General features: G+C 61.7%; 18 protein-coding genes and 1 pseudogene. 8 read left to right on the top strand and 11 right to left on the bottom strand.

The window, feature by feature from the left end; translation table 11 throughout:
• Positions 1-8: 8 nt before the first annotated feature.
• The 5 genes and pseudogenes from glgB to AC56QQ_RS24080 all read right to left on the bottom strand — a co-directional run bounded on the left by glgB (position 9) and on the right by AC56QQ_RS24080 (position 8043).
• Positions 9-2228, bottom strand: coding sequence for a 1,4-alpha-glucan branching protein GlgB (gene glgB, locus AC56QQ_RS24060; protein ID WP_497123633.1), 2220 nt, complete (start codon positions 2226-2228; stop codon positions 9-11).
• A gap of 235 nt (positions 2229-2463) precedes the next feature.
• On the bottom strand, positions 2464-4932 hold the full coding sequence (locus AC56QQ_RS24065; protein WP_497123634.1) for a glycogen/starch/alpha-glucan phosphorylase: 2469 nt from the start codon (positions 4930-4932) through the stop codon (positions 2464-2466).
• Positions 4933-5064: 132 nt separating this feature from the next.
• The gene (locus AC56QQ_RS24070; protein WP_091585956.1) at positions 5065-5847 is read right to left on the bottom strand and encodes an ATP-binding cassette domain-containing protein; all 783 of its coding nucleotides are present in this window, start codon (positions 5845-5847) and stop codon (positions 5065-5067) included.
• Positions 5844-6904 (bottom strand): annotated as a pseudogene (locus tag AC56QQ_RS24075) (ABC transporter permease). Before AC56QQ_RS24075 ends, AC56QQ_RS24070 begins: the two are co-directional and overlap by 4 nt.
• A 161-nt stretch (positions 6905-7065) precedes the next feature.
• Entirely contained in the window at positions 7066-8043 is a 978-nt protein-coding gene (locus AC56QQ_RS24080; RefSeq protein ID WP_489863671.1) for a sugar ABC transporter substrate-binding protein, read from the bottom strand.
• A gap of 268 nt (positions 8044-8311) precedes the next feature.
• On the opposite strand from AC56QQ_RS24080, the gene AC56QQ_RS24085 reads away from it, so the two are divergent.
• From AC56QQ_RS24085 to AC56QQ_RS24100, 4 genes are all read left to right on the top strand, one after another.
• Positions 8312-9538 (top strand): ROK family transcriptional regulator, encoded by a 1227-nt coding sequence (locus AC56QQ_RS24085; protein WP_256749462.1) that lies wholly within the window; start codon positions 8312-8314, stop codon positions 9536-9538.
• The gene (locus AC56QQ_RS24090; RefSeq protein ID WP_489860468.1) at positions 9539-9985 is read left to right on the top strand and encodes an RbsD/FucU family protein; all 447 of its coding nucleotides are present in this window, start codon (positions 9539-9541) and stop codon (positions 9983-9985) included.
• Positions 9982-10905, top strand: a complete 924-nt coding sequence (locus tag AC56QQ_RS24095) for a carbohydrate kinase family protein (RefSeq protein WP_489860467.1) — start codon at positions 9982-9984, stop codon at positions 10903-10905. The genes AC56QQ_RS24090 and AC56QQ_RS24095 overlap by 4 nt, the downstream gene beginning before the upstream one ends.
• 251 nt (positions 10906-11156) lie before the next feature.
• Positions 11157-12299, top strand: coding sequence for a DegT/DnrJ/EryC1/StrS family aminotransferase (locus AC56QQ_RS24100; protein WP_497123635.1), 1143 nt, complete (start codon positions 11157-11159; stop codon positions 12297-12299).
• A gap of 14 nt (positions 12300-12313) precedes the next feature.
• On the opposite strand, the gene cysQ is transcribed toward AC56QQ_RS24100, so the two are convergent.
• From cysQ to cysD, 3 genes are read right to left on the bottom strand one after another with little or no spacing between them, the layout of a single operon-like run.
• Positions 12314-13105, bottom strand: coding sequence for a 3'(2'),5'-bisphosphate nucleotidase CysQ (gene cysQ, locus AC56QQ_RS24105; protein ID WP_497129105.1), 792 nt, complete (start codon positions 13103-13105; stop codon positions 12314-12316).
• Positions 13106-13115: 10 nt separating this feature from the next.
• Positions 13116-15053 (bottom strand): sulfate adenylyltransferase subunit CysN, encoded by a 1938-nt coding sequence (gene cysN / locus AC56QQ_RS24110; RefSeq protein WP_497123636.1) that lies wholly within the window; start codon positions 15051-15053, stop codon positions 13116-13118.
• 2 nt (positions 15054-15055) lie between these two features.
• Complete coding sequence (gene cysD, locus AC56QQ_RS24115) at positions 15056-15961, bottom strand: sulfate adenylyltransferase subunit CysD (RefSeq protein WP_489863669.1); 906 nt, start codon at positions 15959-15961, stop codon at positions 15056-15058.
• Positions 15962-16453: 492 nt separating this feature from the next.
• Here cysD and AC56QQ_RS24120 point away from each other — a divergent pair, with 492 nt between their 5' ends.
• Complete coding sequence (locus AC56QQ_RS24120; RefSeq protein WP_497123637.1) at positions 16454-17752, top strand: O-antigen ligase family protein; 1299 nt, start codon at positions 16454-16456, stop codon at positions 17750-17752.
• A gap of 17 nt (positions 17753-17769) precedes the next feature.
• Positions 17770-18717 (top strand): NAD-dependent epimerase/dehydratase family protein, encoded by a 948-nt coding sequence (locus AC56QQ_RS24125; protein ID WP_497123638.1) that lies wholly within the window; start codon positions 17770-17772, stop codon positions 18715-18717.
• Between the two features lie 47 nt (positions 18718-18764).
• Here AC56QQ_RS24125 and AC56QQ_RS24130 read toward each other — a convergent pair whose 3' ends face one another.
• From AC56QQ_RS24130 to AC56QQ_RS24140, 3 genes are all read right to left on the bottom strand, one after another.
• Positions 18765-19304 carry a sugar transferase gene (locus AC56QQ_RS24130; protein WP_489863668.1) on the bottom strand — a complete coding sequence of 180 codons (540 nt, stop codon included), beginning with the start codon at positions 19302-19304 and terminating at the stop codon, positions 18765-18767.
• Between the two features lie 120 nt (positions 19305-19424).
• A complete protein-coding gene (locus AC56QQ_RS24135; protein WP_497123639.1) occupies positions 19425-20357 on the bottom strand; it encodes a glycosyltransferase family 2 protein in 933 nt (310 codons plus the stop codon).
• A 79-nt stretch (positions 20358-20436) separates the two neighbouring features.
• Entirely contained in the window at positions 20437-22425 is a 1989-nt protein-coding gene (locus tag AC56QQ_RS24140; RefSeq protein WP_497123640.1) for an SDR family NAD(P)-dependent oxidoreductase, read from the bottom strand.
• A gap of 420 nt (positions 22426-22845) precedes the next feature.
• Here AC56QQ_RS24140 and AC56QQ_RS24145 point away from each other — a divergent pair, with 420 nt between their 5' ends.
• The gene (locus tag AC56QQ_RS24145) at positions 22846-23637 is read left to right on the top strand and encodes an ABC transporter permease (protein WP_497123641.1); all 792 of its coding nucleotides are present in this window, start codon (positions 22846-22848) and stop codon (positions 23635-23637) included.
• 7 nt (positions 23638-23644) lie between these two features.
• Positions 23645-24385, top strand: a complete 741-nt coding sequence (locus AC56QQ_RS24150) for an ABC transporter ATP-binding protein (RefSeq protein WP_497123642.1) — start codon at positions 23645-23647, stop codon at positions 24383-24385.
• Positions 24386-24418: the final 33 nt, after the last annotated feature.

Consider the following 24418-nt stretch of genomic DNA (forward strand, 5'->3'; position numbering starts at 1 on the left):
CTCCCAAGTTACTCAGTCTCGGCAACGAGCTCGAGCATGATCGTCGACAGCGGTGGCAAAAGCATCGTCGCAGAGATGCTTCCTCCCTCCGCCCGCGCCTCGACCATGCCGCCATTGCCCTTGCCGGAACCACCATATTCCGAAGCGTCGGTGTTGATGATTTCGCGCCATTTCCCGGCCGTCGGCAATGGCACGCGATAATTGTCGCGCGGCACCGGCGTGAAGTTGGAAATGACGGCCACCGGGCTGCCGCCCGGTGCGCTGCGCAGCCAGGCAAAAACCGAATTCTGACTGTCGTCGACGATCAACCAGGAAAACCCTTCCGGTTCGCAATCGCGGCCATGCAGCGCCGGGCGCGAACGGTAGAGATAATTGAGATCGCGCACCGTCTGCCAGACGCCGCGATGCGGGCGGAAATCAAGCAAGTTCCAGTCGAGCGCGCGTGCCTCGCTCCATTCGCGGCGCTGCGCGAACTCCTGCCCCATGAACAGCAACTTCTTGCCGGGGTAACCCCACATGAAACCGTAATAGGCGCGCAAGGTCGCGAATTTCTGCCAGTCGTCGCCGGCCATCTTGCCAAGCAGCGTACCTTTGCCGTGCACGACCTCGTCATGCGACAGCGGCAGCACGAAATTTTCCGAGAAGGCGTAGGTCAGACCGAAGGTGAGATCGTTGTGGTGGTGCTTGCGGAAGATCGGCTCCTTGGAGAAATACTCCAGCGTGTCATGCATGAAGCCCATGTTCCATTTGAAGCCGAAGCCCAGCCCGCCCTCATGCACAGGTGCCGAGACCTTCGGCCATGAGGTCGATTCCTCGGCGATGGTCATGACGCCCGGATGGTGACCGTAGACCTCCTTGTTCATCTTCTGCAGGAAGCTGACCGCCTCGAGGTTTTCGCGGCCGCCCTTTTCGTTGGGGATCCATTCGCCGGCCTTGCGCGAATAGTCGAGGTAGAGCATCGAGGCGACCGCATCGACGCGCAAACCGTCGACATGATATTTCTCGGCCCAGAACAGCGCGTTGTTGACCAGGAACGCCACCACCTCGCGACGGCCGAAATTGTATATCGCGGTGTTCCAGTCGGGATGAAAACCCTGGCGCGGATCGGCATGCTCATAGAGCGCGGTGCCGTCGAAATGGGCGAGGCCGTGCTCGTCGACCGGGAAATGCGCCGGCACCCAGTCGAGAATGACGCCGATGCCGGCGCGGTGAGCGCCGTCGACGAAGCGGGCAAAGCCGTCCGGGTCGCCGAAGCGAGCCGATGGCGCGTAGAGGCCGGTGGTCTGGTAGCCCCAGGACGGATCGTAGGGATGTTCGGAGATCGGCATGAACTCGATGTGGGTGAAGCCGGTCTCGACCGCATAGGGGATCAATCGGTCGGCCAGTTCGTCCCACGACAGGAAGGTGCCGTCGTCGCGAAGCTGCCAGGAGCCGGCATGAACCTCGTAGATCGAGATGGCTTCGCGGCGAGGATCGGCGTTGCGCCAGTAACTGCGATGCGCCTCGTCGCCCCATGGATGCGACGGAGGCACCGCCGTCACCGATGCCGTGGCCGGCCGCAGTTCGGACTTGAAGGCGAACGGATCGGCCTTCAGCGGCAGCCTGACGCCGTCAGGGCCGATGATCTCGTATTTGTAAGGCCGGCCGGCGCCTATGTCGGGAATGAACACCTCCCAGATGCCGGTATCGCGACGGTCGCGCATCGAGTGCCTGCGGCCGTCCCATTCGTTGAAGTCGCCGACCACCGAGACGCGCCTTGCATTGGGCGCCCACACGGCGAAATGCACCCCCGAAGCGCCTTCGTGCTCGATGACATGCGCACCGAGCTTGTCGAACAGCCTGAGATGCGAGCCTTCGGCGATGTAGTAGTCGTCCATCGGCCCGAGCACCGGACCGAACGAATAGGGATCCGTCAGCCACCAGTCGCCGCCGGCGTTCCTGGCATGATAGCGCAGCGGCTGACGCTTGCGGATCGACAGCTTGCCTTCGAAGAAACCACGGTCGTCGCGCCGGGAAAGTTCACCTGCGATGGTGCCGGTCAGCGTATAGGCGGTGACGGTCTCCGCATGCGGAACGAAGCAGCGGGCAAACAGGCTCTTGCCGACCTCATGGACGCCAAGGACCGCGAAGGGATCGCCGTGCGTGCCGGCAACAATCGCCGCGACATCGCCGGCTGGCGCCAGTCCGTCCGGCCCGCTTGTCGCAGCGGTCGCGCGCGGCTTCTTCATCAGGCAGTGTCCCTCCCCGGGCACCAATCTTGTTCTCGTGCATCCCCAAAACCGCTACGCGCTTTTGGGCGACATGCATCTCTTTGTTCTTGTGCATGTCGTTGTCCCAAAACCGCTACACACTTTTGGGCGACATGCATCTCTTTGTTCTTGTGCATGTCGTTGCCCCAAAACCGCTACACACTTTTGGGCGACATGCACCGGACCACATTGTTCGTGGCCTCATGCAATCACATCAGACAGGCACGTTCCAGATTTCTTTCGCATATTGGCGGATCGTGCGATCGGAGGAGAACCAGCCGACGCGCGCGACGTTGCGGATCGCCTTGGCATACCAGTCCGGGCTGTTGCGCCAGACCGCATCGACTTCGCGTTGTGCAGCGGCATAGGCATCGAAATCGGCCGCCACCATGAACCAGTCGCTCTCGTAGAGACCGTTGATGAGGTCGCGGTAACGTTCCGGATCATCCGGCGAGAAGACGCCTGACGAGACGGCAGCAAGCGCCTGCGACAGTTCCGGTGAAGCCTCGATGACCGAGCGCGGATTGTAGCCATTGTTGCGCCGCTCTGCGACCTCGGCGGTGGTCAGGCCGAAGATGAAGATGTTGTCGTCGCCGACGCACTCCTTGATCTCGACATTGGCGCCGTCGAGCGTGCCGATGGTCAACGCGCCATTCAGCGCGAACTTCATGTTGCCGGTGCCGGACGCTTCCATCCCGGCGGTCGAGATCTGCTCGGAAAGATCCGCGGCCGGCATCATGATCTCCGCCAGGCTGACGTTGTAGTTCGGCACGAACACCACCTTCAACAGACCGCGAACGGCCGGATCGCGGTTGATGACCCTGGCGACATCGTTGGCGAGTTTGATGATCAGCTTGGCGTTGTGGTAGCTGGGCGCCGCCTTGCCGCCGAAGAATTTCACGCGCGGCATCCAGTCGCGCTCGGGGTGCGAGCGGATCTGGTCGTACAGCGCGATCGCCTCGAGGATGTTCAGAAGCTGGCGCTTGTATTCATGGATGCGCTTGATCTGGATGTCGAACAGCGCCGAGGGATCGACCTTGATGCCGAGCCGGTCGGCGACGAGATTGGCCAGGCGCGCCTTGTTGGCGCGCTTGACGGCGGCGAACTTGTCGCGAAAGGCGGCATCGCCGGCGAAGGCATCGAGATCCTTGATGGCGTCGATGTCGTCGAGAAAGCGGTCACCGATCGCCTCGCGGGCGAGCGCCGTCAGGCCGGGGTTGCACTGGATCAGCCAACGCCGCGGCGTGATGCCGTTGGTCTTGTTGTTGATGCGATCGGGATAGAGCTTGTGCAGGTCGGCGAACACCGTCTCCTTCATCAGATCGGTGTGAAGAGCCGAAACACCGTTGATCGAGTGCGAACCGACAAAGGCCAGATTGCCCATGCGCACCCGGCGGTCGCCATTTTCCTGGATCAGCGAGATGCGGCTGATCTGCTCATCCGAAAACTGGTTGGAGGCACGCGCCTCCAAAAGCACTTCGGCGTTGATGGCGTAGACGATCTGCATATGGCGCGGCAACAGCCGCTCGAAAAGCGGCACCGGCCAACTTTCCAGCGCCTCGGGCAGCAGCGTATGGTTGGTGTAGCCGAAAGTGCGCTTGGTGATGCTCCAGGCCTGGTCGAAGTCCATGCCGTGGACATCCATAAGCAGGCGCATCAGTTCGGGAACCGCGATGGCCGGATGGGTGTCGTTGAGGTGGATCGCCGCCTTGTCGGGCAGCGACTGCAAATTGCCGTACTGGCTGACGTGGCGCTGCAGGATGTCCTGCAGCGAGGCGGTGGAGAAGAAGTACTCCTGCCTGAGCCGCAGTTCCTGCCCGGCCTTGTGGGAATCGGCGGGATAGAGGACGCGCGACAAGGCATCGGCCTTGTTGCTCTCGGCAAGCGCGCCGATATGGTCGCCGGCATTGAACTTGTCGAGCAGGATCGGATCGACCGGCATGCCCGACCACAGTCGCAGCGTGTTGACCCGGTTCGCCCGCCAACCGACGACAGGCGTATCATAAGCGACCGCCAGGACATGCTCGGTCGGCTTCCAGACATGGCGCTCGAGCCGGCCGTCCTTCGAGGTGATCGATTCCACCGACCCCCCGAAACCAACCTCGAACGACCGTTCGCGCCGTTCGAATTCCCAGGGATTGCCGTGATCGAGCCAGGTCTCGGGCAGTTCAACTTGCCAGCCGTCGTGAATCTCCTGGCGGAACATGCCATTGGCATAGCGGATGCCGTAGCCATGCGCGGGAATGTTGACGGTCGCCATGCTTTCCATGAAGCAAGCGGCGAGCCGGCCGAGGCCGCCATTGCCGAGTGCCGCATCCGGCTCAAGTGCAGCAATCAGATCGAGATCGACGCCGAGCGACGACAGCGCGTCGCGCATATTGTCCATCAGGCCGAGATTGGAGAACGCGTCGCGCATAAGACGGCCGATGAGAAACTCAAGCGACAGATAGTAGACGCGCTTTTCCTGCTGGTCGTAGGCTTCTTTCGTCGCCTGCATCCAGCGATCGACGATGCGGTCGCGAACGACCTTGATCGAGGCGGTGAGCCAGTCGTACTGGGTCGCGACGGTGGTATCCTTGCCGACCCGATATTTGAGGGCCATCAAGACTTCCGTGGCGAGCGTCTTGGGATCGGGGTTTTCGAGTAGTGGCGGGAGGGCTTCGGATGTCATCGCGCGCGTCATGCTACCTCTCGTGCTGTTGCCACGATCATACCGGCTTTCAACAATCCTCCCAGCCCATGCTAGCGCATCCTTCAGTATGTTCAATCGATTTAGGCAACGACGGAGCCAAGCGCCCCTGCGGCAATTTGGCCGTCAGGCGGCCAGTGCCGCCTCCGGTGGTACCTTGGCTCCGGTCATGAAGGCAACGGCATCGGACATCGTATATTGCTTGGGATCGATGACGCAGAGACGACGACCCAGCCGGTGGATGTGAATGCGGTCGGCCACTTCGAAGACATGCGGCATGTTGTGCGAGATGAGCACGATCGGCAGGCCGCGCTTCTTGACGTCGAGGATCAGTTCAAGCACGCGGCGGCTTTCCTTGACGCCAAGGGCGGCAGTCGGTTCGTCCATGATCACCACACGGCTGCCGAAGGCAGCGGCGCGCGCCACCGCCACGCCCTGGCGCTGGCCGCCCGACAGCGTTTCCACCGCCTGGCTGATGTTCTGGATGGTCATCAGGCCCAGCTCGGTAAGCTTGTCGCGGGCGCGCTTCTCCATCGCCGGACGGTCGAGCATGCGAAGCCAGTCGCCCAGAAAACCCGGTTTGCGGATCTCGCGACCAAGGAACATGTTGTCTGCGATTGACAGCGCCGGCGACAGTGCGAGGTTCTGGTAGACCGTCTCAATGCCGGCTTCGCGGGCCTCCATCGGCGATCTGAAGGCGACGGGTTTGCCTTCGAGCCGGATCTCGCCTTCGTCAGGCACGGCCGCGCCGGAAATCGCCTTGATGAGCGATGACTTGCCGGCGCCATTGTCGCCTATGACGGCAAGGATCTCGCCCGGATAAAGGTCGAAGTCGGCATTGTCGAGAGCGGTGACGCGGCCATAGCGCTTGACCAGACCGCGCGCGGTAAGGATGGGTTCCTGGGTCATGCGGAAACCTTTCTGATCCATTGGTCGATCGCCACGGCGCCGATGATCAGCACACCGGTGAGCAGCACTTTCCATTGCGGATCGGCGCCCAGCATGTTGAGACCCATGGAGACGACGCCGACGATCATCGCGCCAAACAGCGTGCCCAGGATCGAGCCGCGCCCGCCGAACAGGGAAATACCACCAATCACCGTCGCGGTGATCGCCTGCAGATTGTAGTCGGTGACGGCGGCTGACGGCGAAATCGAGCCGTTGCGGCCGATGGAGACCCAGGCGGCGAAAGCAGCGATCAGCCCGGCAAGGGTATAGACCGTCATCAACACTTTCTTGGTCTGGATGCCCGACAGCTTCGCCGCCTCCTGATCATCGCCAACGGCGTAGACATGGCGGCCCCATGCCGTGTGATTGAGCACGTACCACAGGATCAAAACGAGCACGACCGTGGCAATGACCCCGAGCGTCAGCACCGCCGTGCCGATCTTGAAGCTCAGGGCGAACAGATGCAGCAGGGGCGCCTGGGTATCGACGTCGGTGTCGCGGATCGTCTCATTGGCCGAATAGATGAAGTTCGTGGCCATGACGATGTTCCAGTGCCGAGCGTCACGATGAAGGGTGGCAGCTTCATGTAGGCGACCAGCACCCCGTTGAGCAGCCCGCAGGCCGCGCCAGCGGCAAGCCCGATCGCCACGGCCAGTACGCTTGGCAGACCGTAGCTGACCGCGCAATTGCCCATGATCACGGCCGAAATCACCATGATCACGCCAATCGACAGGTCGATGCCAGCGGTCAGGATGACCAGCGTCTGCGCGGCTCCGAGGATGCCGACGATGGCGATCTGCTGCAGGATCAGCGTCAGCGTGTAGGACGAAAAGAACCGCCCTCCGATCGTGATGCCGAAGACAATGATCGCCAGAAGCAGCACGATCAGCGGCACTGCGGCTGGCGTTGAATGCAGGAAATGCTGGATGCGCTTGACGGCCGATTTGTGCTCGTCAAAAGCGGCAACACTTGTGTCGCTGCTCGAGAGAACTTTCTCGAATTCCTGAGCTTGAGCCATGTTTCCTCCCCGTAGGGGTGTCAGCCACACGCCGACGCCCGTCCACGCCTTTCCGGTCTGTCGCCGGGATTGTTCGCGGTCACGCGACCCATCGTCCACCCGAAGCGGCCGGGGATCAAGCCCCGACCGCTTCGGTTTTATAGTTGCCGGTCAGACCGGCATCAGCCCCAGCACTTGGCGAGGCCTTCCTTGGTGTCGATGGACTTCACGCCATTGGCCGGTTTGTCGGTCACCAGGTTGACGCCGGTATCGAAGAAGTTCTTGCCTTCGGTCGGCTTCGGCTTGGTTCCATCCTTGGCGAAAGCAGCGATCGCCTCGATGCCGAGGGCCGCCATCTGCAGCGGGTATTGCTGCGACGTGGCGCCGATCACGCCTTCCGTAACCGACTTCACGCCGGGGCAACCGCCGTCGACCGAGACGATCAGCACCTGCTTTTCGAGGCCGACGGCCTTGAGCGCCTGGTAGGCGCCGACAGCGGCTGGCTCGTTGATGGTGTGGATGACGTTGATGGTGTTGTCCTTCTGCAGAAGGTTCTCCATCGCCTTGCGGCCGCCTTCCTCGTTGCCGTTGGTGACGTCGTGGCCGACGATGCGCGGATCGTTCTCGTCGCCGATCTTGTTGGGATCCTTCACATCGATGCCGTAGCCCATCATAAAGCCCTGGTCGCGCAGCACGTCCACGGTCGGCTGCGAGGGGGTCAGGTCGAGGAAGCCGATCTTGGCGTCCTTGGCCTTGTCGCCGAGCGTGGCGGCGGCCCAGGCGCCGATCAGCTTGCCGGCTTCAAGATTGTCGGTGGCGAAGGTCGCATCGGCCGCGTCGATCGGATCGAGCGGCGTGTCGAGCGCGATCACCAGCAGACCGGCATCACGTGCCTTCTTCACCGTAGGCACGATGCCCTTGGTGTCGGATGCGGTGATCAGGATACCCTTGGCGCCGTCGGCGATGCAGCTTTCGATCGCCGCCACCTGGCTCTCGCTGTCGCCGTCGATCTTGCCGGCGTAGGTCTTGAGGTCGACGCCGAGTTCCTTGGCTTTCGCCGTGGCGCCTTCCTTCATCTTGACGAAGAAGGGGTTGGTGTCGGTCTTGGTGATCAGGCAGGCGCCAACACCGGCCGCGGATGCGGACGACGCAAACGCCATCAGACCCAGGGCAGCGGCGGCAAACACGGTCGATTTCAACAGTTTTGTATTGGTCACGATTTTCCTCCCAGTGGAACCATTCTGGACGCCGGCCAACCGGCATCTGCAGCGCATCCAACGAACTTCTCCCAGCGTGGACGCTGTCCCAACAGACACCAGACGGACGCCTCTGTCAATAATTAAATCACTCTTATTTATTATTGACAGCCTTGCTTCGTTCACTCATTCTGGCCCAAAAGCATTGAGGGGAAACGACGGGAGGAACAGGGTGGAGACCGCCATTTCCAGGCACGGTTCGCCCGAAGCGAATGAGAGCCTTATTCACCGCGGCACCAACCAGAGCGGCATGCGCGACCACAACGAGCGGCTGGTGCTCTCGCTGGTGCGGCAGCACGGCAGCCTGGCGAAGTCCGACATCGCGCGCATGACCGGGCTTTCCGCGCAGACGGTCTCGGTCATCATGCGTGAACTGGAGGAGGAAAGCCTTCTCGTTCGTCAGGCGCCGTTGCGCGGCAAGATCGGCCAACCCTCCATCCCCATGGCGCTCAATCCCGATGGCGCCTATTTCATCGGCCTGAAGATCGGCCGCCGCAGCGCTGAACTCGTGCTGATCGATTTCCTTGGCCATGTCCGTTCGATGCTGCAGCATTCGTACCGCTATCCGGCGCCACGCGAGACAGTGGAATTCGTCACCAACGGCATGCGGCAAATGCGCGGCGAGCTGACGCCAGCGCAGGACAAGCGCATCGCCGGCCTGGGGATCGCCATGCCGTTCGAATTGTGGAACTGGGCCGACACGGCCGGCGCGCCGCGCGACGTCATGGACGAATGGCGTCACCGCGATATTCGTGCCGACATCCAGGCGCAATGCGATTTTCCGGTCTACCTGCAGAACGATGCCACTTCGGCCTGCGGCGCCGAGCTCGTCTTCGGCCAGGCCGGCGCGGCGCGTGACTTCGTTTATTTCTACATCGGCGCCTTTGCCGGCGGCGGCATCGTGCTGAATGGCCGGCTGTTCGGCGGCCCGACCGGCAATGCCGGCGCGCTCGGCTCCATGCCGGTGCCCGGGCCGGACGGCAAGCCGACGCAGCTGATCGACGTGGCATCCATCGCCATGCTGGAAAAGGCGCTCAATGCGCGTGGCGTCGAGGCCTCGCATCTGTGGACATCGCCGGAAGACTGGGGCGAGATCGGTCCCGAGCTCGACGAGTGGATCGCCAGCGCTTCGCAGGCGCTTGCCTATGCCATCGTCGCGGCATCCTCGGTCATCGATTTCGAGGCGGCGGTGATCGATGGCTGGATGCCGAAAGCCGTGCGCCGCCGGCTGGTTGACGCCATCATCGCCGCCATCGCCATGATCGACGCTGAAGGCTTGAAACTTCCCGCCGTTCGCGAGGGAACCGTCGGCATCCATGCCCGCGCGCTCGGTGGCGCCAGCCTGCCGCTTTCCGAACGCTTCCTGATCGGTTCGACGACGATTTCCAGGAGTGCCTGAATGCTGATCGGAATCCCGGCGCTGCTCGGTCCGGACCTTTTGGCGACACTGCGCGCCATGGGCCATGGCGATGAGATCGCCCTGGTCGATGGAAATTATCCGGCAGAACACCAGGCAACCCGGCTGGTGCGGGCCGACGGTCACCACCTCATCCCGGTGCTCGACGCTATATTGAGCATCCTGCCGGTGGACGACGCCGTGCCGGAAGCCCTGTTTCGTGCGTCGGTGAAAGGCGATCCTTCGCTCGCCGATCCTGTCCACCGTGAGATTGAGGCGATCTGCGCCAAACGCGCGCCGGGCCGCAAGGTGGTTGCGCTGGCCGGCGCCGACTTCTATGCACGGGTCAAATCGGCGTTTGCCATCGTCGCGACAAGCGAGCCGCGGCTCTACGCCAACATCATCATCCGCAAGGGCGTGATCTATCCGCCGGAGACCAGGAAATCATGATCCTCTGCTGCGGCGAAGCCTTGATCGACATGCTGCCGCGTACAACGACAGAGGGTGAGCCGGCCTTTGCCCCCTATGTCGGTGGCGCGGTCTTCAACACCGCGATAGCGCTCGGCCGGCTGGGCGCGCCGGCAGGTTTCTTTTCGGGCCTGTCGTCGGATCTGTTCGGCGGCCAGCTGCGGGATGCGCTTGGGGCCAGCAAGGTCAGCTCCACCTATGCGCACACCTCGCCCAAGCCGACCACGCTTGCCTTCGTGCGGCTGAACAACGGCCAGGCGACCTACACATTCTACGACGAGAACACAGCCGGACGCATGCTGACCATCGACGACCTGCCGGAACTCGGCGACGAGATCGAAGCCATGCTGTTCGGCGCCATCAGCCTGATCTCCGAGCCCGCCGGTGCTGCCTATGAGGAGTTCATGCGGCGCGAGCATGGCCGGCGCGTCATGATGCTCGACCCCAACATCCGGCCTAACTTCATCCCCGACAAGGCAAAACACCTCAGGCGCATCCGGGCCATGATGGCGATGGCCGACATCGTGAAACTGTCGGACGAGGACCTGGACTGGTTCGGCGAAGCCGGTTCGCACGAGGACGTCGTCCGCAATTGGCTCGACCGCGGCCCGAAGCTGATCGTCGTCACCCATGGCAGCGAAGGCGCCGTCGGCTACACCAGGGATCATGCTGTCACCGTGATGCCGGACAAAGTCGAAGTGGTCGACACGGTCGGCGCCGGCGACACGTTCAACGCCGGCATCCTCGCCTCCTTGCATGAGCAGGGCCTGCTGACGAAGGCGGCGATCGCCGGCCTGTCGAAAGATGCCATCCAAGCGGCGCTGGCGCTTGGCGCCAAGGCGGCGGCGGTGACTGTGTCGCGGGCCGGCGCCAATCCGCCCTGGCGTCACGAGATCGCCTGAGCGACGTGCCCAAGATAGATTAAGCCAGTCGATCACTTTATGTTTCGCAGGGCGTGTCCCAGGGACTATAAAGGCGAGATCGCGCCCGACGAAGGCCGGATTTCCGGCACCTCACGAAGACACGCAGGAAATTACCGGTAACAGACTGCGACACTTGCGCAATTCGCGGCTTTGCCAGTCCGGCTTTCTCGACAGGCGCAACTCTGGTATCAGCGGGCCATTATCTCTGGCTAAACCGTTTTGAGGCCGACATGCAGTTCATCGATCTTGGCGCCCAGCGCGAACGAATCCGCGATCGGCTGAAGGCCGCGATCGACCGCGTCATCGAAGAGGGCCGCTATATCCTCGGGCCGCAGGTCACCGAATTCGAAAACAAGCTTGCCGCCTATATCGGCACCAAGCATGTCGTGGCCTGCGCCAACGGCACGGATGCGCTTTTGTTGCCTCTGTTTGCAGCTGGCGTCGGTCCGGGCGACGCGGTGTTCGTGCCGAGCTTCACTTTCGCCGCGACCGCCGAAGTGGTGGCGTTGGCCAAGGCAGAACCGGTTTTTGTCGACGTCGATCCGGCGACCTACAATATCGACATTGCCAGCCTCGAGGCTGCCATCGCCATGATCAAGAAAGAAGGCCGACTGAAGCCGAAGGCGATCATTCCGGTCGACCTGTTCGGCCTCGCCGCCGACTACGACGCGATCATGGCGATTGCCAATCGAGAGAATCTGATGGTGATCGAGGATGCCGCCCAGTCGATGGGCGGCTCGGTCGACGGCAAGATGTGCGGCTCGTTCGGCGCCGTCGGCTCAACCAGCTTCTACCCGGCAAAACCGCTTGGCTGCTACGGCGATGGCGGCGCGATGTTCACCAATGACGATGCGTTGGCCGAGCAACTGCGTTCCTTTGCCTTCCACGGCAAGGGCGAAACGCAATATGACAATGTCCGCGTCGGCATCAATTCCCGGCTCGACACGCTGCAGGCGGCGATCCTGATCGAGAAGCTGGCCATTCTCGAAGACGAGATGGTTGCCCGGCAGATGGTGGCAAACCGCTACGCCGAAGGGCTTGGCGATATCGTCACCGCCGCCCGGAACCTCGGCGGCAGCCGTTCGGCGTGGGCGCAATACGCGATCGAGACGCCCAAGCGCGACGGGCTGAAGGCGCATCTCGGCGAAAAGGGCATTCCGTCGGTCATCTACTACGTCAAGCCGCTGCATGCCCAAGTCGCCTATCGCGACTACCCACGCACGCCGACCGGTCTTGCCGTCTCGGAGGAACTGCCGAAGCGGATCCTCTGCCTGCCGATGCATGCCTATTTGAGCGAAACCGACCAGGACCGCATCATCGAGACGATCCGCAACTATATCGGCTCGAATTCAGCGCAGGCCGCAGCCGAGTAGCCCGTCGACCGGTCTCAGGCGGGGCTGACCCCTGCCCTGCCGCTGGCGATGAAATGCGGATTGGCGAAGTCCTCGTCATCGCTTTGCCTGCGCTTGCCATAGACCAGGGGCTGACCGTCCAGCGTGCGCGTCATGCCGCCGGCAGCGCGCAGCACGGCGTCGCCCGCCGCCGTGTCCCATTCCATGGTACGGCCGAAGCGCGGATAGACGTCCGCCTCGGCGCTGGCGAGAAGACAGAATTTCAAGGACGAACCGACCGAGACGATCTCGGCGGCACCGAGGTCGCGAATGTAGGCCTCGGTTTCCGGTGTGTTATGCGAGCGGCTGGCAACGACGGCCAGCGGCGCTGCGGCCGTTCTCACCGAGATCGGCCGGCGGCCGACGATCTGGTAATCGCCATTGATTTCCAGCGACTCCGCCCTGCCCGGCCGGCCGGAAAAGAAGCGGCCAGTGCAAGGCGCAAAGACGACGCCGACTTCCGGCACGCCATGGCGAACCAGGGCTATGTTGACGGTGAAATCGGTGCGACGGTTGACGAATTCCTTGGTGCCGTCGAGCGGGTCGATCAGAAAGAAGGCCCCGTCCAGGTGAGGTGGCACGACGCCGGCGGACGCTTCTTCCTCGGCCACGCACGGAATGTTGGGAAATGCGGTGCGCAGCCCGGCGAGAATGATCTTCTCGCTCTCCCGGTCCGCCTCGGTCACCGGCGAGGAATCGGATTTACGGTCGACCGCATAGCCTTCGCGGAACACGCGCATCACCTCGCGTCCGGCCGCCAGAGCCAGTCGCTCGAAGATTTCGAGCATCAGCCCGTCGTCAGATCCCGCCGCCGCTGTCGTATTGGTCTTCGGCAATGTCGCGCTCGTTCAGCCAGTGTTCCAGGGTATCTACCATCTCTTCGGCCGATTTGCCGAGCGTCTTCAGATGGATTTCCGGTTTTTCCGGCGCCTCGTAAGGGGAATCCACACCGGTGAAATTCTTGATCTCGCCATTCAGCGCACGCGCATAGAGCCCCTTCGGGTCACGCCTGGCGCATTCCTCGAAGGGAGTATCGACAAACACCTCGACGAATTCACCATCGGTCATCAATTCGCGCGCCATGCGCCGCTCGGCGCTGAACGGCGAGATGAACGAAACAATGACGATCAGCCCGGCATCGGCCATCAGGCGCGCCACCTCGGCGACGCGCCGAATATTCTCGACGCGATCGGCGTCGGTGAAACCAAGATCGCGATTAAGACCGTGACGGACATTATCACCGTCGAGGATATAGGTATGGCGGCCAGAGGCGAACAGCTTCTTTTCGAACAGGTTGGCGATGGTCGACTTGCCGGAGCCCGACAGTCCGGTGAACCAGAAAACGGCGGGCCGCTGGTTCTTCATGTCGGCACGCACGCGCTTGCCGACATCGAGCGACTGCCAGTGGATGTTCTCGGCCCGGCGCAGCGAGTGCAGGATCATGCCGGCACCGACCGTGGCGTTGCTGATGCGGTCAATCAGGATGAAGGCGCCGGTCGTGCGGTTTTCAGCAAATGAGTCGAAGGCGATCGGCGTCCGCGTCGAGATGTTGCAGATGCCGACTTCGTTCATTTCGAGCGACTTGGCCGCCTCATGGGCAAAGTCGTTGACGTTGATCCGGTATTTCAGGTCGGTGACGGTGGCGCTGGTCTGATCTGTCTCGGTGCGCAGGATGTAGGAACGGCCTGGCAGCAGCGCATGCTCGTCGAACCAGACGATGTTGGCGGCGAACTGGTCGGCGACCTGCGGCCGAGCGGCCGGCGAAACCAGCATGTTGCCGCGTGAAATCTCGACCTCGTCGTCAAGGACGAGCGTGACGGCCTGGCCGGCCGCCGCCTGGGCGAGGTCGCCGCCATACGAGACGATCCGCTTGACGCGCGAGGATTTTCCGGACTTGGCGACAACAACCTCGTCGCCGGGCGCAACCGAGCCGGAGGCGATCGTGCCGGCAAAACCGCGGAAATCGAGATTGGGACGATTGACGTACTGGACCGGGAAACGGAACGGCAGCTCGACCGCGGCTTCGTCGACCGACACGGTTTCAAGATGCTCGATCAGCGTCGGGCCGGAATACCATTCAGTCTTGTCCGATCGGCTGGTGACGTTGTCGCCATAGCGCGCCGACATCGGGATCGGCGCGATGGTCTGGAAGCCGAGATCGCGCGAAAACTGCCCGTAATCTTCAACGATCCGGTCGAAGATCGCCTGGTCGAACCCGACGAGATCGATCTTGTTGACGGCCAGCACGATGTGGCGGATGCCGAGCAGTGAGGCGATGATCGAATGGCGCCTGGTCTGGCGCAGCACCCCCTGCCGCGCATCGATAAGCACGATCGCCAGGTCGGCGGTCGAGGCACCGGTCGCCATGTTGCGGGTGTATTGTTCGTGGCCGGGCGTGTCAGCAACGATGAACTTGCGCTTCGGCGTGGCGAAGAAGCGGTAGGCGACGTCGATGGTGATGCCTTGCTCGCGCTCGGCCTCGAGGCCGTCGACCAGCAGCGCGAAATCGATGTCGTCGCCGGTGGTGCCATGCTTGCGCGAATCGCGTTCGAGCGCGGCGAGCTGGTCCTCGAAAATCTGCTTGGTGTCCGACAGCAGGCGACCGATCAGCGTCGACTTGCCATCATCGACGGAACCGCAGGTCAGGAAGCGCAGCAGCGACTTCTTCTCCTGCGCCGCCAGATAGTCGCGCACGTCGTTGGTGGGGGCGAGGCTCTTTGCCATGATGTGGCGCATGGTCAGAAATACCCCTCGCGCTTCTTCTTTTCCATCGAGCCGGCTTCATCGCGGTCGATCAGGCGACCCTGCCGTTCCGAAGTGCGCGCGGTCAGCATTTCGCCAACGATGGCCTCCAGCGTGTCGGCATCCGATTCGATCGCGCCGGTCAGCGGATAGCAGCCCAGCGTGCGGAACCGTACCAGCCGGTTCTCCACAACTTCGCCGGGGCGCAGTTTCATGCGCTCGTCATCCCTGAGGATAAGCATGCCGTCGCGCTCCACCACCGGCCGTTCCTTGGCGAAATAAAGCGGCACGATCGGGATGTTTTCCTGCAGAATGTATTGCCAGATATCGAGTTCGGTCCAGTTCGACAGCGGAAACACCCGGATCGATTCCCCTGACGCGATGCGGGTGTTGAATATCTTCCACATTTCCGGCCGCTGGTTCTTCGGATCCCACACATGCTGGGCATTGCGGAAGGAGAAGATACGCTCCTTGGCGCGCGACTTCTCCTCGTCGCGACGGGCACCGCCAAAGGCGGCGTCGAAACCGTATTTGTCGAGCGCCTGGCGCAGGGCCACGGTCTTCATCACATGGGTATGCGTGTTCGAACCGTGATCGAACGGATTGATGTTGTCGCGCACGCCATCCTCGTTGACATGGACCAGGAGGTCGAAGCCGAGTTTCTGCGCCATCTGGTCGCGAAAGGCGATCATCTCGCGGAATTTCCACGTCGTGTCGACATGGAGGAAGGGAAAGGGCGGCTTGGCGGGGTAAAACGCCTTCATCGCCAGATGCATCAGCACGGAAGAATCCTTGCCGACCGAGTAGAGCATGACCGGCTTGGCGAAGGCGGCCGCAACCTCGCGGAATATATGGATGGATTCGGCTTCAAGCCGTTGCAGATGCGTAAGCGCTATTGTCATGGACTGTGAGCGTTCTCTCGTGCCTTCCGACAGAAGGACTTGCGTGAAATCATCGAGCTTTTGCGCCCGGCTCATGCTTCGCTTCTGGATAAACATGTTTCAAGCCGGCCTTCTAGCAGATCGCCGCCGCCCAGAACAATGCAAGACGAGCCCGGCACCGGTCCGTTCGAGAATGAATTTTCCACACTTGGGCCAAAACCCGGAAATTTCTGCTCGCACCGTCAATTGCCGAGAAATGGCGAGAAAAATATTGCTTGAGGGACTGCGGCGGCGCCCCTCCCAGGGCCTTCTCCAATCGCCCGGAGCCAGCTGTCGATTTGCGGTGGCTATCGGCCCTGACGCACTATCGAAAGAGCAGCCCAGCCGCTATACCAGCCTCTGAAAGCGGGCAAGACGCATCATACGGCACGGGCAATTTCGAGGCGAGCATATTTTGATTTCGCTCAACAAGATCTGCCGTATGTAGTTTCCAGAGATTAGCGAGCCAGAAGATTGACCCGGCTTTCCTCCACAAGACAGCAATTCACGCCTTCGCGCGTCAATATCTATTTCTCCATTCTTTGCTTCTTTTTCCCACCGGTTCTGGGATCGGTGGTCAGCTTTGTGTTCAATGGCGGTGGCCTGTGGTCCGTCCTGTTGATTGCCTCCAGGAAAAGGCGCTTCAACGTCGGCCGACCCATGATCGCGCTGACGGTCGCGATCTATGCCTACTGCGCCGCCAATCTCATCGCCTCCATCGTCAACAACTCGATCGCTCGAGATGCGCCGCACCTGATCCCGCTCGTCACGTTCCTGTTTTTTCCAATCTCCTATTCGACCTGGAGCATCACGCCTAAGGCCACGCTTGTCCGCATCATCGTGCTCAGCAGCATGGCCGCCTGTTTTGTCGCCCTGCTGCTGGCTATCTTTCAGCAATATTGGCTAGGGATGAGAGCCGAGGGCGGGGCCGGCAATGCGATCGTGTTTGCTCAAGTCCTCTGCCTTGCCGTGATGATGTGCGTGGCTGGCGCCCTGTCGGGTGTCGAGAGACACAGGATCGCCCTCATCTGCGCCGCGCTCGGCGGAGCGGTGGCCATCGTCTATTCCGGTACACGTATTGCCTGGCTGGCGCTGCTGATTTCCGGCATCGCCGTTCTGCTGATCAACCAACAGAGACTAAGAGGGTGGACTCTCGTTCGCCTGCTGCTGCTTCTGGCGGCGGTCGGCATCGTGATCGCGGCTTTCGGCTTCCAGACGATTGCCGAGCGCGTCGACTTTCTGCGCTCCGACTGGGATGCGCTCGGGGCGCACGGCAACTACGACACCTCGATGGGAATACGTATTGCCCTTTGGGAGATCGGCCTGAAGGCATTCCGCGAGATGCCAGTGTTCGGACATGGGGCCGGTGCGACCCAGCTCTTGATAAAGCAAGGCTTCCAGGATCAGTTCGCGCTGTCGCTAGGCTTCAATCATTTCCACAACGGCTTCCTGACCGCCCTGGTGCAGGCAGGAATCCTGGGCGCCGTGACCCTAGCCGCGATCTTTGTCGTTGCCGCCAGAAATGCCGCCCTGGTCCTGCGAAACAGCACCGATCCGATCGAGCGCTTCGGCGCCACGATGCTTGTTGTCGTCGTGATCACCTATCTCACGTCCGGAATGACGGGCATCCTGGTTGGTCATGACATTCTGGACTCGGTGCTGATGGTCTTCCTGGTGAGCGGGACATATCTCGCCTCCGGACACCAGGTTTCATTGGTGGAAGCTCATCCACCAATGACGGAAGACCGAGCTCTTCCGTCAGTCACGCAATAGATGTTCCGGGTAAGGCAATGAAAGTCCTGGTCACAGGCGCGACGGGTTTTATCGGGCGCCTTGTCGTGCGCCACCTTCGCGAGGCCGGGGCCGAGCTTCGCCTTGCCTCCCGCCGCCCGCAGAAACTGGGGGCGGAAAACGACACTGTGCCCATGCCCAATTTCGATGCGCCGGCGTCGGCTTTCCTGGCACTCACCAGGGATGTGACCCATGTCGTCCATTGCGCGGGCCTGAACAATGATCAGGGCAACGCCACCGAAGCCGATTATCGGGCGGCCAATGTGGAATTGAGCGCGCGGCTGGCGCATGCCGCGGCCGCACAGGTGAGCGGACGCTTCATTCAGCTGTCCTCGATCCGGGCCGTGATCGGCGCTCGCGTCAGCGCAACAATCGACGAGAACACGCCCCCTGCCCCGCAATGCGTCTATGGACGCTCGAAACGCGAAGGCGAAATCGGGGTTCTCGGCGCCTATGCCTCGCAAGGCCGTTCCGATGCCGCGGTGCTGCGCCTGCCTCCTGTCTATGGAAGCGGCATGAAGGGAAACCTGGCGACGTTGATGCGCCTGGCCGACACCAGCTTGCCGCTGCCGACAGGCGCCTTGACGGGAATCCGCTCGCTGATGTCATCCGAAGCCGCGGCGCGAGCCGTTTCGCACCTTTTGAGCCATTCCGCGTCGCTTCGTCCGGTCTATGTCGGCGCCGATGTGCCGCCGGTCGCGGTTGCAGCCATCATGGGCGCCTTTCGCAGCGGTCTTGGACGGCCTCCGCGCCTGATCGCCGTGCCGGCCGGCCTGATGCGACCGGCCGCGGCCGTGCTTGGCAGGCGGGCGTTCTGGGACAGCCTGACCGCGACACAGATATGCGATCCTTCCCTGCTGGTGTCGGAGGGCTGGCTGCCGGAGACCGGCACGCTGGAGCGGCTGGCCGAGATAGCGCGGCTCAGCAAATCTCGAATTCTTGTTTGACCATGATCTTTCCGAGACCGGCTTCAACTTTTGGGGTCATGGTCCGCTCAGCCTCGATAGAGCGTCCTGAACAGGATCCGAAGGTCGAGCCATAATGACGCGCACTTGAGATAGGCGGCATCGGTTTCGGCCAGAAGCGCCGGGCTCGACATGTCTATGCCCCTGATCTGGGCCAGGCCGGTAATGCCCGGAAGTGCCCCCAGGACCCCCAGCCGCCTGCGATATTCGATCACCTCCGTCTGGGTCGGCAGAGAGGGGCGAGGCCCGACCAGGCTCATCTCGCCTCTCAGAACGTTCCAGAACTGCGGCAGCTCATCGAGCTTGAACTTCCGCAAGACCTCGCCAACCGATGTCACGGCGTTCACGGGCGTCTCATGCGACGGCAATGATGGCGTCCCGACGTACATCGTCCTCAACTTGTGACAGCGAAACAGCGCGCCGTCGCGACCGACCCGCGTCTGGGAAAAAATCGCCGGACCGGGAGACGATGCCCGAACCGCAAGGACGGCGAGCAGAAAAACAGGAGATGTGACCAGCAACAGCAGGGCCGCACCGACAAGGTCGAAGATTTGCTTGGCTGTCTTCATGAACGGCCGATAGCGCTCCCTGCCAAAGCCATGAGGCAACGCCACGTACGGAGCCCCTCGATCCGGTCGACGTAGCATGAGGTTATCTGTTGACCAAGCGCGCCAGGCATCATTCGTTGCTCAGATACGACCCAGGATGAATGCGAGATAGAGCCCCAGGGTCCCGGCAAAAGTCTGTCGATAGACACCGCTCTTGCGCAAGCCAGCCAAGCGGTGGAAAAGACTGCCCTGCCGTGCGCTGGTGAACAAGTCGAGGCACGCCGCCGCATCCGGGGTAAGGAGGTCGCGATTGACGGCAAGGCCGTCGAGGTTGAGATCGGTCCAGCCGGCAAACTCGCCCCGGAACAGGCGGCCAAGCCGGGAAACCCTTGCCTGCCACGACACGTTGGCGCCAACCAGGTTTGCGGGATGCTGCCGGTAGCGCACCAGCGGCCGCGGATCGTAGCGAACGACGCCGCCGGCGGCGGTCACGATGAGATAGGCCCACCAATCATGGCTGACGAACCCGGTGCGCGCGCAGGACGTGGCCAGCAGGTCGCGCGCGGAGGCGTTCAACAGGATGGTGTTGCCGCCCGCGATGCTCTGCACGAGCGCGTTGCGAAAGGACGGCGGCCGGCGAAACAACGGCGAATAGCCGACAAGGCTTCCGGCCTCGGTCATGGTTGCTGTCCGCGAGCAGAACATCAGTGGGGTTCTTGCATCGAGCCCCTGCATCCAGCGGACTGCGGTTTCCAGCCTGTCGGGCTCCCAGATATCGTCCTGGTCGCAGAAAGCATAGCAGTCCGCCTCGATGCGTCGATCCAGGATCATCGAGCGGAAATTGGCGGCGAAGCCTTGCCGCGGACCCTCCAGCAGGGTCATTCGCCCCTTGGACCAGCGGGGCATCCAGGCCTCGATGATGGCGGTCGTGCCATCGACGGAGCCATCGTCGGAGATCCACAGGTCGATGAAAGGGTGCGACTGCGCGAGCAGGGACCGCAGTTGCTCGTCAATGAAGGCGGCGCCGTCTTTCGTGCCCATCAGGACTGCAATGCGCGGATCTTCCTTGCTCACCAGCTTCAAATACCCTGCAAATGCCCAGGAATGGCTGGGCCTGTCCGAACCACGATCAAGAACATTCTCTGAATTGGGTCTAGGTCGCCCGCCCGGCCGTTTTCGGGATCACGTCCGGAGGTGCGCTCCCCCTTGCCCTCTTGGCGCGGTCAAGGCCGGCCAGCACGGCAAGCGAGGAAGCCTTGTCCTGGCTCTTCATCGATTGCTGCAGTTCCGTGAGCGCGGCCTGGACATCCGACCATTCCACGACATCGGTGCTCAGGCCGAAAATCTTCGAAATGCCGAGCTCGACCAGCTCCTCATCTTCCCCATGCAGCGTTTCGTGGAGCTTTTCGCCCGGCCTTATGCCGGTGAACCGGATCGGAATGTCCGTGTATGGGTTCTTTCCGGACATGCGAATCATCGTTTCGGCTACTTCAAGGATCGGCACGGGCTTGCCCATATCGAGCATATAGACGGCACAGTCGTGGCCGCCCTGCCGCGATGCCGCATCGGCCGCCGACATGATGACCAGATCGACGGCTTCGGCCACCGTCATGAAATAGCGTGTCATGCGCCGGTCCGTGATGGTGACGGGGCCCCCGGCCTCGATCTGCGCCTGGAATATGGTCGCCACCGAACCATTGCTGCCGAAGACGTTGCCGAAGCGGACAGCTATGAACTTGGTGGCAGACCGACGCCCGCCCGGCTCGCTCGCGGGTGCCCCATGCAAGGCGCTGACGATCTGTTCGGCGGCCCGTTTTGTCATGCCAAGCACTGATGTCGGATCCACCGCCTTGTCGCTCGACACCATGACGAACTGCGGTACACCGCATTTGGCGGCGACCTCGGCGCAGACGAGCGTGCCGAAAACATTGGTCTGGATGGCCGAATCCCAGTTTTCCTCAAGCAAGGGAACATGCTTGAGCGCGGCGGCATGAAAGATGATGTCCGGCCTGAATTCCGTGACGACGCGCGTTATCTGGCGCCGGTCGGCGACATCGACGATGCGGACCTTGAGGCGGTCATGGTGCTTCTCGTCAATGTACTGGCTCAACTGGAAGATGCCGAATTCGGAGTTGTCGGCGACCAGCACCGCCTCGGCTCCCAGCTCCAGCGACCGTTTGACCAGCGTTCGGCCGATGGACCCGGCGCCTCCCGTCACCAGAACGCGTTTGCGGCCGACGAAGGCGCCGATACGCTCGATATCGGACGGGACTGTCGGGCGGCGCAGGATGGTTTCCATCTCGACAGCGTCGAGAACGAGCTTGCCCTGCTGTTCCAGTTGCGAAAGACCGGAGAATTGCACCACCGTTATATCGCCGTGCCGGGCGACGCGGACGAGCTCCGTGTACTCCTCGATCTCATGCTCGGCACCGCTGCCGAAAATCAGCAGGTCCAGGCTTTTGGTGCCGGTTGCATAGTCCTCCAGGACATCGACCAGACGCGGCCGGGTCGCCACCACGGGAACGCCCTGAATACGCGTTCCCAAGGGGGCGCCTTGCTCGGTCGCCATGATGCCGGCGATGGAATAGTCGGCGGGTTCAGCCGTGCGCGTGAAGCGGATGATCAGGTCGGCTTCGCCGAGCCGGCCGACGAACAATGCCCGCTTGGTCCACGAATTGTCGCTCTTGCGGCTCAGGATGCCCCAGCTCGCGCCGTCACGCAGGAAGCGGTAGAACAGCCGCGGCCCCGATATGATGGTGAAGGAGACGAGGAAGAAAACAATGAACTGTCGTTCGTTGAGGCCGGCGACCGGCTGGACGAAACGAACCACCAGCGAAGCCGCGTAAAGAGTGAGAGTCAAAATCGCGCAGCTCTTCAGGATGTTGAAAAAGTCGGGCGTCGAGGCAAAGCGCCAGACCGTGGTGTAGAGACCGCTATACCTGAACAGCAAATGGCTGATGACAACGATGCTCGCCCAGGTGGCCAAACCCTCGTTGGAGAACGCACCGAACGAAAGATCCGACCGCGAAAGGCTGAGGCTGAGTGCCACCGCGACCAGGACCATGACCACGTCCTGGACCATGATGAAGGCGCGCCGCATCTCCGGCCTGAGTCCGAATACAGCTTCCAGGTAGGAATTCATTGGATGGCACTAGACTCCAGGCTCTCGGACATGGACACCTGAAAAGCGCGAACACGAAAACATTCGTGGCCGATCACTCTTTCAAAGTGCCATCCCCGGCCCCCGCCGTGCTGTATCGCATACTGCGGGCTCGAAGTCATAGCCAGATGTTTTTTCCGTAAAGCGTGTGAATAAGAGTAAGATTTACGTCGTGTTGCCGAATGGTTGCTGCCGAGCCCGCGGCCACCCTTGCGATTTTGCATAATGCCGCAACGTCAGCGTGTATCCAGTTTTGCCGCGGTTGACTCTGCTCTCGACCTCGTTACGACGCAATGCGTTGCCATATGCTCTTCGAAATGGCTATTAGGGAGGGGGCTTGGTGGTTCGCTATGGCCAGCGAAGAGTAATGCGCCGGAACAACAGATTGCGATACCCCAAACGATGATTGCGGCACTAACCGGCGCTTTTGACGACATCTCCAGGGCCATGAGGCTGCACAGGGTCTGGATTGCGCTGGCTCATGAGGACATTGGCGACCAGCACAGACGCACGACTCTCGGACCGCTTTGGCTGCTGGTCAACTACGTTGCGTTCGTAGGCACGTTCGTCTTTGTGTTCCAACCTGCCGGCAAGGATGCCGCGGGTTATGCAGCCTATGTCGCGATCGGCCTCCTGGTATGGTTCTACCTGATGGAGATCATGTCCCTGAGCGTGTCGCTGTTCCAGCGCGAAGAGAGCTTCATCGAAGGCACGACCCTGCCTTTGTTTGTGTATGTGCTGCGGCTGACACTGCAGTCCGCCATCCGGGCGGGCTATGCGATCACGGGTTGCGTTGTCATTCTGCTCTTGAGCGGCCCCCCTGTCGCTTCGCCGTGGCTGTGGTCGGTTGCAGGATTGCTCCTTATACTGCTGGTCACCCCCGCAATGATTACTGTATTCGCGTTTCTGGGAGCTTTCTTTCCCGACAGCCAGTTCATTGTCGGTAATTTGCTGCGGGTAGGCATGTTCTTCACGCCCGTTTTCTGGGTGTACGAAGGACAGGAAGGCATACAGAAATACGCGTATCACTGGAATCCATTCACGTATTTCCTCGAGATCGTCCGTTTGCCGATATTGAACGGAGAATTGCCAGCTCATGCTTTTGGGGTGACGATCATCATGTCGTTGGCGACATGGATGATTGCATTGCTGCTGCTTGGCCGGTACCGCAAGCAAGTCATCTTCATCATCTGAGTTTTCGATGGTTTCTATCAGACTGGACAACGTTAGCCTTGTTTACAAGCTGCACGAGAAGCTGACGCTTTCCGCGCCGGACCGGCGCGTGGGTGGGCCTGGCGGCAGAATCGAGGGCTCGGGCAGAAAGCAGTTTGTGCAGGCGCTCGACGGCATAAGCTTCGAGTTGAAGGCCGGCGATCGGCTGGGACTGGTTGGCCCGAATGGAGCCGGCAAGACCACCCTGCTCAAGGTGCTCTATGGGATCTACGAACCATCCGGCGGAAGTGTCGCGATAGAAGGCAAGGTCGACGCTCTTTTCAATATCAACATAGGCTTTCGCCGCGAGGCCACCGGGCGCAGGAACATCGTGTTGCGTGGGTTGATCAGCGGATGGACGGAAGCCGAGATCGAAGAGAAGATGGAGGATATCATCGCCTTCAGCGAGCTCGGGGACTTCATCGACCTGCCGTTCAAGGCCTACAGCCAGGGCATGGCGGCGCGATTGGCTTTTTCGGCGGCAACCGCGCTTGACCCCGAGATTCTGCTGATGGACGAGTGGATCGGCGCCGGCGACGCCTCTTTTCAGGCCAAGGCCAAAAGGCGCATGGATGAACTGGCGGAAAAGGCCGGCATCATCGTGCTGGCCAGCCACAGTGAGGCCCTTATCCAAAGCGTCTGCACGAAAAAAATGACGCTCAGGAGCGGTCGGATCGAATCGTTCACGACAGAGCCGGTTAAGCGTGCTGGAAAGCCCGCCAAGCTCTAATCCTTTTCGCGGGTATCGGATAGCGAGACTGAC

The sequence above is a fragment of the Mesorhizobium sp. RCAM 05099 genome (assembly GCF_059683685.1).